A 13,514-nucleotide genomic window follows, 5' to 3' on the forward strand; every position below is an offset into this window, starting at 1 on the left:
GATATGGATTATGAAATTATTACAGCGCTTTTTCCCTACGCGTTTAACAGTTGCAAGCCTCTTGACAATAGGTGGCTTGTCTAGCCCAGTTGTTTTCGCTGCTGAAACAACCCAGCCAGCTCAAGATGAATGGAAATTTACCCTCAAAAATGCCTATATCAACCGCGACTATGACAACCCAAGCCTTAAAGATACAGGCAGCTGGTCTCAAGCGGCATCTTTATTTTACAAATCAAATATGCGGGATACCCCACTACAAATCGCAGATAAACCGATCACCATTGGTGCGGATGCTTCAGTGCAATATGCGGTACGTTTGAGTCAAGATAAGCATGTGGCGGATACTGTGTTGCCATTCGACACCCAAACACAATCGCAAGCCTCTGACTATTTAAAATATGGTGCGACCTTAAAACTGGGCTATGACAAAACACTGCTCAGTGTCGGTGAACTCTGGCTGGATCTTCCTGTGACGGCGGTAGATGCCAGTCGCCAGTTGTTGGCATCGTATTGGGGCACCAACTTAAAGTCACAACTTTCTGATCAGCTCTATGCCGAAATAGGCCGAGTGACCAAAGTGTCACCGCGTAATGAAGAATATTTTAAGAAATTTTCTTTTACTGCCAATGGCAAAACCGTTTACTCAGATGGTTTGAATTATCTGGATTTGCGTTATCAACTGACGCCCTCATTGAAGGCCGAATACTACTTCGGCAATTTAGAAGACCTCTACAACAAACACTATGTTGGGCTAGAGCATACATGGAAACAACCGAACTTCTCATTGAATTCCAAGTTTAAATATTTCAATGCCAAAAACGATGGCAACAACTTTGATATTGATGCGCAAAATATTGGAATACTGGAAATGCTGAAAGTGAATAATCAGTCTTTTGGTTTGGGCTATCAACAGATTATCGGTGAGTCGGCCTATCCATTGCCTGATGGTTTCCTGCCTGAAACTTATTTTATCAACTGGAATGCTACAGGCTTCTTCAAAAAGAATGAAAAGTCTTACCACCTAATGTATGGCTATGATTTTAAGGACTATGTACCAGGGCTAAATGCGATGGTGAAATATGTCTATGGTCATGATTTTAAGGCCGCCAATGGCGATAAGAACCATGAAACTGAGTCCAATATTATTCTGAACTATGCTTTTCAGCAGCCTTATCTCAAAGGCTTTGCCCTACAATACATCCGCATTGACTATGATGTGAAACATGGCAATGACTTTGGTGAAGACCGCTTATTTGTCAACTACAGTAAAAAATTCTAAGTCTTAGTCTGATGGTTGAGTAAACAGTTTCTTCCGCTCAAATAAAAAGAGAACTTCATTTGAAGTTCTCTTTTTTCATTACGAATTCAGTCGGATGGATCACTTAAATTTGTGATTGAATATAATTCTGCAAACCAATCAATTCAATTAAACGTAATTGCTTTTCTAACCAGTAGGTATGATCTTCTTCTGTATCAGAAAGCTGCTGACGCAACATATCACGGCTAATATAGTCGCCTTTTTCTTCACACAGCTTAATACCCACTGCCAATTTTTCACGGACATGATATTCAAGGGCTAAATCTGCTTTTAAACAGCTCACAACATCGTGACCCACATTGATGTCTTCACGATGCATATTCGGTTGAGCACCTAAGAACAGCACACGACGAATGATTGAATCGGCATGAGATGCTTCTTCTTGCATTTCATGGTCAATACGCTCGTAGATTTTGCTCAAGCCCCAATCTTCGTACATTCTTGAATGAATTAAATATTGATCACGAGCAGCCAATTCACCGCCAATGAGCATATTTAAATAGTCGATGACTTCTGGATTGCCACGCATAATACTTACTCCTATCGAATGACAATATTATGGCCAAGTTACACTAGAATTGCAAAAACAAAAGTGTGTAAGTTTATGATTTTTATAAAATTAAAATGAGAAACATACGCATTTACAGTTCGAATTGGCTGAATTTATCTAAATAAAATAAGCCTTTGCATATCATTTATGGCTTTAAAAAGTGATAATCCTATTGAAAATCATTTGTTTGATTTTTTGTAACCATTAGCAATGCTTCTTATTCCGCTGATGTTTTGATCAAAAAATCATGAAAAATGACTGTTCAGCTGTTGTTTGTTTGAGCAAAATTCGGTAAATAACAGCAATCACAAAAACATAATGTGGAAACCACAATGGATAAAAGCAAACCAATTTTGGTCACTGGCGCGACGGGTTATATTGCAGGCTGGATTATTGAACGTCTGTTGAATCAAGGCTATACGGTTCATGCAACGGTGCGTGACCCATCCAAGAAAAATAAGATTCAGCATTTGTACGATTTGGCAGAGCAATCTTCTGGCAAGATTGAATTTTTTAAAGCAGATTTGCTTGAACCACGTTCATTTGATGATGCAATGAAAGATTGTGAAATTGTCATTCATACCGCATCTCCTTTTGTGGTGACCAATTATAAAGATGCAGTCAAAGACATTATTGAGCCTGCGGTGAAAGGCACAGAAAATGTATTAGACAGTGTTAATCGCACCGAGTCGGTCAAACGTGTGGTGCTGACCTCAAGTATTGCCTCGACCTATGGTGATGCGATCGAGATTCAAAATACTGCCAACAATGAATTTGATGAAAGTCACTGGAACAATACCAGTAGCGAGACACATCAGCCTTATCCTTATTCAAAAGTCGCGGCAGAACGCAAAGCATGGGACATGGCTGAACAACAAAATCGTTGGGATTTAGTCTGTATTAATCCCGCCTTAGTGATGGGGCCTTCCCTCACCGATGCGAGTCAGTCAGGTAGTATTGAAGTGTTACAACAGTTTGGTAATGGCACCACCTTGTTTGGTGTACCGCCAATGTGGAATGGGATTGTCGATGTCCGTGATGTTGCCGATGCGCATGTCGCAGCAGCCCTAAATCCTAAAGCACAAGGCCGTTATATCATTTGTGGTGGCACACTCAGCTTATTGGATATGGGTAAGGCACTTACTCAGAAATTTGGCTATAAGTTTCCATTCCCGCATTTTACTGTGCCAAAAACTGCCTTTTCATTTGTCGCGCCAATCCTCGGCCATTCACGTGAATTTGTAAAATTGAATATGGGATATCCAATTTATTTTAATGCACAACGTAGTGTCAATGAACTCGGGATTGAATATCGCGATGTGCGTGAAAGTGTCTGCGAACATTTCCAGCAATTGCTGGATGATGGCATTGTGAAAAAATATATTTAATCAAAAAGCACCTCTCAATTTCATCATTGAGAGGTGCCTCGCTCACCGTTATTTCATCTTAAATGCTTCTAAGATGTATTCACCAATATCCTTATAATGATGACCATGGTGGTCTTCTAAATAGAGCAACGCGACATATTCTTTTCTTGCCCCATGTCGACCAGCGGATTCAAGCTTTTCATAAGGTTGATAGAAAAGTTTAGCAGTCTTACCTTTTTGAAATTCAACGTTCACATGACAGATTTTTTGTGAATTATTTTCAGACTCAACACTTTTCACCTGACCCAACCTTAAATCAGCATATTGATAGAGTTTCTGTCTTAATTGCCAACGTAACTCAAAATCAAGTTGAGATAGTGAAGCATCCTCTTGATCTATTTGATCGACTAAATATCGTTTTATTTGCTGATAAGCGAACTCCACCATATGATTTGGCTGATACACATTTGACTTTAACAACCCTTGATCATAAATAGAATCAGAAGCAATCAGATGATGCGGTTTCACGTGAGCGAACTGCTCAACAGCATGATCAAACATCTTGATTTCGCTTTGGACGTCTAACTGAAATTCTCTCCAGCATCTCTCTGCATCCTCATGACTTTTCTGTAGACAAGCCGACCTTTTTTGTATTTCTTGCGCTTTTAATAAATCGAAAAACAAGCGTTGCCTTAATTCAATTTTTTCCAATACAGCATTTAAAAGCTGGGTATTGACATCTTCTTGTACACTACCTAGCACTTTCGTTTGATTGCATTTAACTGCATTATCATAACGATAATAAGCAAGCATCACAAAAAAAGGAAGAATGAGTGCTAAGCAATACATGATGATTAACTTAGCACTTTCTTTATCTACATCATCAAGCTTCATACTGCTTCAAAAACGCTAAAAACTCTTGCTCATTCAAGACTCGAATGTCTAGCTTCTGCGCTTTATCCAGCTTACTACCCGCTTTCTCACCTGCAACCACACATTTGGTTTTACTGGACACACTGCCACTGACACGCGCACCTAAGGCTTGAAGCTTCTGGGTTGCTTCATCACGGCCCATGGTTTCCAATGTTCCTGTCACCACCCAACTCTCACCATTCAATGGTTGACGTGTTGGAGCTGTCGGTGCATCCCAATGGATACCTGCCGCCATTAAACGATCTAACACTTCGATGTTATGCGGTGCTTGAAAGAAATCCGCAATCCATTCAGCAGTAATATCACCCACATCAGGGGTTTTCTTGAGTGCTTCAATATCCGCAGCTTTTAAGGCATCAAGCGTCTGGAAAGTATTGGCGAGCATACGTGCGGTAGTCTCACCGACACCACGAATTCCCAAGGCATAAATAAAACGTGCCAAAGTGGTTTTCTTGCTCGCTTCAATCGCATCAATCAGGTTCTGAACCGATTTCTCACCCATTTTTTCGATGGTCAATAAAGTGTCACGATGCTCATGTAAATGATAAATATCAGCCACATCTTTAAGTAGCTCGAGATGTAAAAGTGACTCCACCCAACGGTCGCCTAAGCCTTCAATATCCAAAGCTTTACGTGAAACAAAGTGACGAATGGCTTCAATCCGTTGCGCAGCACAATACAAACCACCCGAACAACGTGCCAAGGCCTCACCTTCTGGCATCACCACAGGGGATTCACAGACTGGACAATTGGTCGGGAGATGCACCATCTCTGCATCGGCAGGTCTGAACTCAGCCCAAACCTTCTCAACTTTTGGAATCACATCACCAGTACGGTAAACACTAACGGTATCGCCAACACGCACATCTAAACGATGGATTTCACCAATGTTATGTAAGGTCACATTGGATACTGTCACCCCACCAACAAAGACAGGGGCTAAACGTGCGACAGGTGTCAGTGTTCCTGTACGCCCCACTTGCCAGTCAATATTCTCAACTTTGGTGAGTGCTGCCTGTGCAGGGAATTTATAAGCCGTTGCCCAACGTGGTTCACGACTCAAGAAACCTAATTGTTGTTGCTGTTTAAGGCTATCCACCTTAATCACCATGCCATCAATTTCAACTTTAAGATCTGGACGTTCTTGTTGGATCTGTTCATAACGTTGTTGTACTTCTTCAATCGAAGCACACAGGAATTGACGTTCTGCGATTTCAAAACCAAATTTGGTTAACCAGTGCAAACTGTCATGCATGGTCTCAAGGCCATGATTGGGCTGACACTGGGCAATCCCATAGGCATAGAACGCCAATGGACGTGAAGCGGCTATATTTGGGTCCAACTGACGAAGGCTTCCTGCTGCTGCATTACGTGGATTAGCAAAGGTCTTGTCACCTTTTGCTTCTTGATCCGCATTAAGCTTTTCAAAGCCTTGCTTTGGCATCAATACTTCACCACGAACTTCAAGAAACTCTGGAATCGCTTGATACTGACTGGATAATACTTTCGGCAGATTCCGAATGGTTTTAACATTCTGAGTAATGTCTTCACCTGTCTCGCCATCACCACGTGTCACGCCGCGAACCAAGACACCATGTTCATACCACAGTGAAATCGCTAAGCCATCGAGTTTCAGTTCAACGTCATACTGGACTTTTTGATTCGGTAACCGCTCATCAATACGGCGGGCGAAAGCAAACAGGTCTTCCTGATTAAAGACATTGCCCAATGACAGCATTGGCACTGCATGAGTCACACTTTCAAATTTTGATAGCGCTTGACCACCCACTTTATTGGTCGGGGTATCGGCCTGAATACAGTCTGGATATTGTTGTTCTAATGCTTTCAGCTGATGAAATAAATGGTCATATTCACTGTCAGAAATGGAAGGTTGATCCATCACATAATAAGCATGATTGTGTTTTGCAATCAGTTGAATCAACTGACGCATTTGCTCAATAACTGAGTTGTGTTCCATTTAAATTTCACCATATAAAAGGGCGGAAAAACCGCCCTATAATTTTTACTAAATTTAGTATATCGAACCTGAGTTAGACATGAAATATGATACTCAGAAATGTCATCTGCAACCTGCGTGATTTAAACAAGATAATGTTTTTGCAATAAAATCACTTTAATGAAAGTAGTGAACAGGTTTTGCAGATGACAATGGTTTTGCTTACTTTTGTCGAAACAAAAGTAAGTCGAACCGAAGGTTTAACCTAAAATAGGATGAGAACCGAACATGACTCCGTTAAGTTCTTTATTTTTCAAATTTAAAAACATGTTAATCAGTTTATGAAAAAGCAACTAATTAAACCGTCGCCTGATTTGGACGATAATCGATCACATGATGACGCCAATGTTCTTTCAACTGCGGCGTAAACTCTAAATTGTTTTCATCATAGACTTTACCATCGACTTCACGTGCAATTAAACCCGCAATACTGGTCATCATGTCATAACCCGTGACTGCTTTACTATTTGGCAATGCAAGGAAAAATGCTAGACCTTGTACTTGTTCGCCAGATAAGGTTTCCAAATCAAAACCTGCTGGACCATTATCCGTCATACGCAGCACAGAGAACATCAAGGCACTTGGCTCATCAGTGTTTTCATAACGATGGAAACATGACATTTCACCGAAACGTAGACCGTATTTCAATAATACTTTAAGTGCTTTATCACCTGATAAGGCACGGCGTGGGTTCGGATAAACATTCAAGGCAATAATCTGTTCTGCAGTTGCTAAAGCACTTTCATCATCATAGCGCTGCTGTTCATGTAAATGCACATCCAGAATATTACTTTCGCCATCAAACTCTTCAATCGCAACCGTTTCAATATTTGGATTTAAGCTGAGCTCAGTTTCCGCTTTGCTTTCCTCTGTAGCTTCTACATTTTCAGAGGCCACTGTTGTTTCTGGCTCAGTCGTTGCTGTCTGATCTTTTTGAGCCGCTTCCAGTTCTACTACAGTTTCAACAGCCTCATCTGCTTTAGCAGTTTGTTCGATTTCCGTCGTTTTTGTTTCAACACTAGTCGCATCAATGGCTTGCTCTGCCACAGGCTCCACTACAATTGCTTCAGTATTTAAACTTGGTTCAACACGCTCAGTTGTGGTCACCACTTCTTTTTGTAAAAGCTGGTCACGTACATGACGTGGAATCACAGGTTGCTGACTTTCAGGATTAATATGTAAATCTGCTTCTAATGATGGCTCAACTGGTTTTGGTTTTCTTAAAATCATGATTAAACCAACGAGCATAATCGCAACGGCGGCAACAATGCCTATTATTGTATTCATTTCCATACTAAGACTCCGCAACTAACCCGTATTCTTTTGCCTGTTCTAAATCGACAGTCACTAATTTTGATGTACCTGGCTCTGGCATGGTGACTCCAAGTAAATCAGTTGCCATTGTCATCGCCAATTTATTATGTGTAATGTAAATGAATTGCACTTGTTCAGAAAGCTCTTTTACCAAATTACAATACCGTTGTACATTGGCATCATCAAGTGGCGCATCAACTTCGTCCAGTACGCAGAACGGTGCAGGGTTCAATCTAAAGATGGCAAACACCAAAGCCAAAGCCGTTAAGGTCTTTTCACCGCCTGAAAGCAAGGCCAAAGAGCTGTTACGCTTGCCAGGTGGACGCGCCATCAGTTTCACCCCAGACTGCCAATCATCTTCAAGGCTTAAAGTCGCTTCACCACCACCAAATACCTTTGGAAACAACAGTTGCAGTTCTTGATTGACCTGATCAAAGGTGGTCATAAATAACTTACGCGTTTCCTGATCAATACTTTTCATCGCGTCTTTGAGCTGATCAACGGTATTTTGTAGATCCTGCATCTGGTGACTCAGTTCATCAAAACGCTGTGACACTTCTTCGTATTCTTGTGAAGCCGCTAAATTCACGGCACCGATTTTCTCAAATTGCTGCTGGGCTTTTTCCAGTTTCTGCTGATGATCTTTAATTTCAATCGACACATCAGATAAAGCGTCTGTATTCAGTTCTTTCAGTTGCTCTAAATAATGTTCACGATCTGATTTCGCCGCCTGCCAAGCCAAGCGCTTTTGCTCTAACTGCTCACGCACCTGCTCATCTTTTTGCTGTGCTTGATGGCGTTGTTCCGTCAGTTGCTGCTGCTTCTCTTGTACTTGATTCAGTTCCAGCTGCCATTCATTCCAGGTTTTTTGCAGCTTTTCGGTTTGCTGGAATTGCTGTTGGAATTGTGACTCCAAGTTGGGTAGTTCAAGCTGAATCGGATCAACAAACTTCTTGGCCTGTTCGATTTGTTCAATGATTTGACGGTATTGTGTTTTTAGGAACGAGATATCTTTCTCTAACAACTCAATTTGCTGATTGGCTTGCGAAGTCTGGCGACGCAAAGCTTCACGTTGCTGCTGTTGTTGAGTCAACTGTTGTTGCTGCTCATCCAACTGCTCATTCAAGTTTTCCACCTGAAATTGCAAAGTCTTATAATTTGGTAACACCGATTCTAATTTCAATGCCAGCGCATGCAGATCAATCTCCAGATCATCACGCTGCATGGCATCTTCTTCAAGCTGTAGATCAAGCTGTTTCAACTGATCGGCCAATTGTTGTTGCTGCAACACAAAGGCCTGTGCGGTACTTTGTAGTTTGGCAATTTGCACATCCAGTTGTTGTAACTCTTTTTGCTTTTGCTTCAGACTTTGCTGTTGTTGCTGCAAATGCTGTTGCTGCTGTTGCAACATTTCCTGCTGTTGAGAAAACTGATGTTCCAAGTTATCCAGCTGTGGTTGTTGCTGTGCCAGTTGCTGTTCAATTTCCTCTAAACGGACTTGATGACTGAGCATGCCCTGCGCAGTTTGACTGTCTTCATCATAGTGCAGTGCAATCACCCAGTCTGAGCCGACATGATAACCATCCAGCGTTAAAATGGATTGTGCGTGCTGGAGATCCACTTGAGATCGCAAAGCTGTGGTTAAATCTTCTGCAACGGCGACATTGGCCCATAAAGAAGATTGTGGCGCCTCGATCCATTCACTCAAACAGGTCAGCTCTGCAACTTGAATAGGCTGCTGTGGTGATGATTTTAACTGTCGTGAGATACCCTCTTGGAAGGCTTGCCCATTCTCAATCAACTGCGCTTGTAACCATTTGGCTAAGAACTTCTCAATAATGCTTGCATGCGCTTTAGCTTGAGCGCTTAAACGTAGGCTTTGCATCAATCGAACTGCATTTTGATCATGCTTCGGACTTTGTTTTGCGACGAGCTGATTTAAGTTCTTTTGTTCAGCCAATAAAACCTGAATTTCTGTTTTCAGGCTTTGCAGATCCGTTTTGTTCGACTGTTGTTGATCTTGCTGTGTTTGAACATCCTGCTGTAATTGCTCAATCGCAGTTTCTAACGCAATAATTTCCTGTTGCAGTTGTTGTTGCAATTGTTGTAACTGCACCTGTTCATCATCCTGAACCTGAGCACGAATCTGAGTGGTTTGCGTTTGCAAGGTCTGCTTTTGCTGCTCAATCCGCAGCACGTTCTTACCGAGCTGTTCAATTTGCGCCGCCATCTGCAACTTTTTTTGTTGTTGCTGATCGACTTGAGTTTTCAGTTGATCAAATTGCTGTTGTGCTTGCTTGTGCTGTGCCTGAACATCAGTAAAATTTTGCTCAGCCGTTTGTGTCTGCTGCTCTAAGGCAAGTAAGCTTTCATTTTGCTCATCAAATTGAGTGCTTAAGGTTTCAACCTGTAATTCAGAGAGTTGCAGACGCTCTTTGGTTTGTACTTTCTGCTGTTCAAGTTGCAGCAAGCTGGTACTGTTTTGTTGAAATAAACTCTGTTTTTGTTCCAAAGTCATTTTTAATTCAGACAGCTTTTTCTCAGCCTGTTGCCACTCATGCTGCAACGGTGAAGACTGTTGAATTAAACGCTGAAATAAAGCACTAGTGGCTTCAAGATCGTGCTCAATGGTCTGTGACTCAGAACGAACCAGTTTAAAGTTTTCGCCCAATGCCGTCATTTCAACGGTATATTCTTGCTGTAATTTCTGACTTTGATTGGCTTGGAACGAAAGGATTTCAATTTTTAAAGTTCGAATCTGCCCTTCTAAGGTCTTGTATTGAATTGCAGCTTCAGACTGGCGCTTCAAGCTGCGGAGTTGAGATTTTAGTTCAGCCGCAATATCGTCTAAACGTGCCAGATTCTGTTCAGTATGCTCTAAATGCTGTAAGGTTTCACGACGGCGTGCCTGATAACGGGACACTCCTGCCGCTTCTTCAATAAACACACGCATTTCTTCTGGCTTGGCATCAACCAGACGGTTAATCATGCCCTGTTCAATCACCGCATAAGAACGTGGCCCTAAACCTGTGCCCAAGAAAATATCGGTAATATCACGGCGACGGCAACGGGTGCCATTCAGGAAATATTCAGATTTACCTTCACGCGTGACTTGGCGGCGGACGGCCAGCTCGCTATAGGCATTATAAGCGCCACCGAGTTTGCCATAAGTATTATCAAAACGCAGTTCGACACTGGCAACCCCAACTGGTTTGCGTTTGGCGGTCCCGGTAAAAATAACATCCTGCATACTGCCGCCACGCAACTGGCGTGCGTTGGACTCGCCCATCACCCAGCGAATCGCATCAATGACATTTGATTTACCACAACCGTTCGGCCCAACCACCGCAGTACGGTTGGCCTTAAAATGTAATGTTGTACTATCGGCGAAAGATTTAAAGCCTGAAAGTTTTAAACTGCTTAAACGCATACTGCCCTAACTAGCGGCGTGAGCGTCTAGCCCAAGCCAATTCAATCTGTTTCATACGTGTCAGAGATTCCAACACAAGGTTGCGCAAGTGTCGACAAAAATCTTCCATAAATAAAGCAGCTTGTTGTGATTTTCGGATCAAAATAGCATCAATCACCAACTTGAATAGGGTAAATGATTCTTGGAGCTCTCGACGCGAAGTATTCAAGGTCAAAAAATAACTACGGCGTAACGACGGCAACAGTTCTTTATAAAATTGCATCAAATAAGGATTCGCCACCATGTCATGCTGTTCTGCCAGATATTTAAAGATGGCATCGTAAAATTTTTCGATATCGCCTGCGCGAACAAATTCGACCAGTTGATCCAATAAAGTTTGTAGTTGTTCTGCTTCATTGACTCGCCACGTTTCACTAATCCGCTGCACAATATGCCCAAGCACCATCACATTGGTGTCGAATAAAGCTTTGACTTGTTGTGCTGACATTTCAGAGACAATCGCGCCACGACGCGGAAAAATTTCAATTAAATAAGTCCGTTCCAGTAACAACAGTGCCTCACGAACCGAGCCACGACTGACATCTAATTCTTTGGCAATGCGCAACTCTTGAATGCGTTCGCCTTCAACCAGCTCACCACTAATAATTTGTTCACTAATATACTTTGCAATCTGTTCAGAAAGACTATCAGCCTCTTCGAGATTCATGAGTCCCTCGCTATCTTTGTTATACGCATTGATACAATGCTGTTTGCGCTTTTTTGTTTTAACTGATCTCGCCCTATAAATTCTATATCATTGTCTGACAATTTTATTGCTTTTTAAGCCAATTGCGCTAAAAAATCGCAATATGATTCTCAATATGTACTAAAAAGTTAGTTTTTCTATTTTGAATATCAAATATTTATGTACTCAAGTAAAACTTAACCACACATCTGAAAAGATTTTCTTTCATCGCCTTTTAATTGATACAAGTCACAAAAAATAATATTTTCATTAAAAATATCGCACTTTTAATTCTCCTACTGAATTACTCAGTACACATATAGATGAGTCATAACATGGGTGTTCATCAAGCGGTCAATATTGCTATTTTTGGGCTCAGTCTCAGAACCTTGAATGAGTTAAAACAACAGGTTGAAACGGCTGTGCCACATCATGTCCAAATCAATTGGAGCAATATTGCCGAGCCGCAGCTGGATATCCTCATGATCAATCAGCTATTTTTTGATTCCCCCAATATTAAAAGCTTGCTGCAAAACAATAAAATCAATGTGCTGAAAATTGCCAATGACCTTGATAAAAATAGCGCCATTGAAGATGACACCTTATTTCTGCCCTTGAACCATCTCCATTCATTGCATCACTGGCTCAGCCTTCATCTAAATGAACGCTTAAATCAAAGCTCAGAAAATATCGAAACTGAAGATACTCCGACCTTTCAGCGCAAACAAATTAAAGAAGTATTACAAGAAATCCAGAATCCGAAAAATGGCAAGATTCAGCTGTTTGATAACCAAGGACTACTCGCCATTGCCGATCCACGCAATCAATGGCTATGGCAACATGCTGAATTTGACTCTTTTCAAACCGACCCAAGCCTGAACTACACCTATGCCACACAAAATGATCTGCATTGGACTTTAGATGCACCGCAGCAAGACTTAAAACAATGGCTCTGGCATTTACTCTGGACCTCCATGAACTTTGAAGGATTATGTCCCGCCTCTGCCTCGAGTTTTTATCTGCAGTTCTGGCCGCAACCCAAAAACAAGCTTGATCGCCAAGATATCTTACGGATGTCTGCTTGTTTTGCCCAAGGTGCGCAAATCAGTATGGTTGCACAACAACTCAATCTGCCCGAACAAAAGGTCAGACACTTTGTTGCGGCGTGTTTGGGTGCAGAGTGTGGCACATTGATTAAAGATCAACAGGCAAAATATCGCCCGCAAACTCAGCAAAGCGAAACAGAACAACATTTTATGAAAAAACTATTTGGTCGCTTACGCCATCGTTTAGGCTTTTAATTAAGGTCATCCCTATGATTTTACATCAATATAAAATTGTCTTCGGTGGCACCATGGGTTCAGGTAAATCCTCGGCAATCAAAGCATTATCTGAAATTGAAGTCCTCAGTACCGAAGCACTGAACACCGATACCGAATCACATGACAAGTTACTGACCACTGTTGGGATTGATTATGGCGAACTGACTTTGGAGGACGGGCTCAAGGTCGGTTTATATGGCACACCCGGGCAAGATCGCTTCGATTTTATTTGGGCAGTGATTTGTAAAGGTGCAATCGGCACTATTGTCATGATTGATCACGCTGCCGAAAACCCTTTATTAGATTTAGAGCAATATCTTCAGGCCTTTCAGCCCTTTAGTCATAATATTGTGATTGCAATTACCCATATTGATCGTATGCCAGAACGCACCTTATCCATGTATCGTGACTGGCTGGCCGCCAAAGAACTGAATTACCCACTATTCTTTATTGATGCACGTCAGCAAGATGATGTACTTCTTCTGGTCGAAACCTTGATTGCCACCATTGAAGTACATTATGGTCTCACTCACTAAAAC

Annotated in this window: 10 protein-coding genes; 4 read left to right on the forward strand and 6 right to left on the reverse strand. The window is 41.7% G+C overall.

The annotated features are described in order from the left end of the window. Positions 1-10: 10 nt before the first annotated feature. A complete protein-coding gene (locus F957_RS07690) occupies positions 11-1,279 on the forward strand; it encodes an OprD family outer membrane porin (RefSeq protein WP_016541698.1) in 1,269 nt (422 codons plus the stop codon). Positions 1,280-1,382: 103 nt separating this feature from the next. On the opposite strand, the gene ftn is transcribed toward F957_RS07690, so the two are convergent. Then, positions 1,383-1,847, reverse strand: coding sequence for a heteropolymeric bacterioferritin subunit Ftn (ftn, locus tag F957_RS07685; protein ID WP_016541697.1), 465 nt, complete (start codon positions 1,845-1,847; stop codon positions 1,383-1,385). A gap of 353 nt (positions 1,848-2,200) precedes the next feature. Between ftn and F957_RS07680 the strand changes: the two genes are divergently transcribed. Further along, the gene (locus tag F957_RS07680; protein ID WP_016541696.1) at positions 2,201-3,256 is read left to right on the forward strand and encodes an SDR family oxidoreductase; all 1,056 of its coding nucleotides are present in this window, start codon (positions 2,201-2,203) and stop codon (positions 3,254-3,256) included. 48 nt (positions 3,257-3,304) lie between these two features. Here F957_RS07680 and F957_RS07675 read toward each other — a convergent pair whose 3' ends face one another. From F957_RS07675 to F957_RS07655, 5 genes are all read right to left on the reverse strand, one after another. After that, positions 3,305-4,129, reverse strand: a complete 825-nt coding sequence (locus F957_RS07675; RefSeq protein ID WP_016541695.1) for a hypothetical protein — start codon at positions 4,127-4,129, stop codon at positions 3,305-3,307. Further along, the gene (ligA, locus tag F957_RS07670; protein WP_016541694.1) at positions 4,119-6,146 is read right to left on the reverse strand and encodes an NAD-dependent DNA ligase LigA; all 2,028 of its coding nucleotides are present in this window, start codon (positions 6,144-6,146) and stop codon (positions 4,119-4,121) included. Before ligA ends, F957_RS07675 begins: the two co-directional genes overlap by 11 nt. A 336-nt stretch (positions 6,147-6,482) precedes the next feature. After that, positions 6,483-7,478: a cell division protein ZipA C-terminal FtsZ-binding domain-containing protein gene (locus tag F957_RS07665; RefSeq protein ID WP_016541693.1), complete on the reverse strand. Its 996-nt coding sequence runs from the start codon at positions 7,476-7,478 to the stop codon at positions 6,483-6,485. 1 nt (position 7,479) lies between these two features. Next, the gene (gene smc, locus F957_RS07660; protein ID WP_016541692.1) at positions 7,480-10,929 is read right to left on the reverse strand and encodes a chromosome segregation protein SMC; all 3,450 of its coding nucleotides are present in this window, start codon (positions 10,927-10,929) and stop codon (positions 7,480-7,482) included. Between the two features lie 10 nt (positions 10,930-10,939). Beyond that, positions 10,940-11,635 carry a GntR family transcriptional regulator gene (locus F957_RS07655; RefSeq protein WP_016541691.1) on the reverse strand — a complete coding sequence of 232 codons (696 nt, stop codon included), beginning with the start codon at positions 11,633-11,635 and terminating at the stop codon, positions 10,940-10,942. A 353-nt stretch (positions 11,636-11,988) separates the two neighbouring features. Between F957_RS07655 and F957_RS07650 the strand changes: the two genes are divergently transcribed. Continuing rightward, positions 11,989-12,954: a hypothetical protein gene (locus F957_RS07650; RefSeq protein WP_016541690.1), complete on the forward strand. Its 966-nt coding sequence runs from the start codon at positions 11,989-11,991 to the stop codon at positions 12,952-12,954. A 14-nt stretch (positions 12,955-12,968) separates the two neighbouring features. Then, the gene (locus F957_RS07645) at positions 12,969-13,511 is read left to right on the forward strand and encodes a GTP-binding protein (protein ID WP_016541689.1); all 543 of its coding nucleotides are present in this window, start codon (positions 12,969-12,971) and stop codon (positions 13,509-13,511) included. Positions 13,512-13,514: the final 3 nt, after the last annotated feature.

Origin of the sequence: Acinetobacter gyllenbergii CIP 110306 = MTCC 11365 (genome assembly GCF_000413855.1) — a bacterium.
GTDB classification, from domain to species: Bacteria; Pseudomonadota; Gammaproteobacteria; order Pseudomonadales; family Moraxellaceae; genus Acinetobacter; species Acinetobacter gyllenbergii.

What these genes read in the sequence shown, in the direction of transcription:
- ligA (WP_016541694.1), bottom strand. Translation starts at nt 6,146, where the DNA reads ATGGAACACAACTCAGTTATTGAGCAAATGCGTCAGTTGATTCAACTG.
- F957_RS07650 (WP_016541690.1), top strand. Translation starts at nt 11,989, where the DNA reads ATGGGTGTTCATCAAGCGGTCAATATTGCTATTTTTGGGCTCAGTCTC.
- smc (WP_016541692.1), bottom strand. Translation starts at nt 10,929, where the DNA reads ATGCGTTTAAGCAGTTTAAAACTTTCAGGCTTTAAATCTTTCGCCGAT.
- F957_RS07690 (WP_016541698.1), top strand. Translation starts at nt 11, where the DNA reads ATGAAATTATTACAGCGCTTTTTCCCTACGCGTTTAACAGTTGCAAGC.
- F957_RS07665 (WP_016541693.1), bottom strand. Translation starts at nt 7,478, where the DNA reads ATGGAAATGAATACAATAATAGGCATTGTTGCCGCCGTTGCGATTATG.
- F957_RS07655 (WP_016541691.1), bottom strand. Translation starts at nt 11,635, where the DNA reads ATGAATCTCGAAGAGGCTGATAGTCTTTCTGAACAGATTGCAAAGTAT.
- F957_RS07645 (WP_016541689.1), top strand. Translation starts at nt 12,969, where the DNA reads ATGATTTTACATCAATATAAAATTGTCTTCGGTGGCACCATGGGTTCA.
- F957_RS07680 (WP_016541696.1), top strand. Translation starts at nt 2,201, where the DNA reads ATGGATAAAAGCAAACCAATTTTGGTCACTGGCGCGACGGGTTATATT.
- F957_RS07675 (WP_016541695.1), bottom strand. Translation starts at nt 4,129, where the DNA reads ATGAAGCTTGATGATGTAGATAAAGAAAGTGCTAAGTTAATCATCATG.
- ftn (WP_016541697.1), bottom strand. Translation starts at nt 1,847, where the DNA reads ATGCGTGGCAATCCAGAAGTCATCGACTATTTAAATATGCTCATTGGC.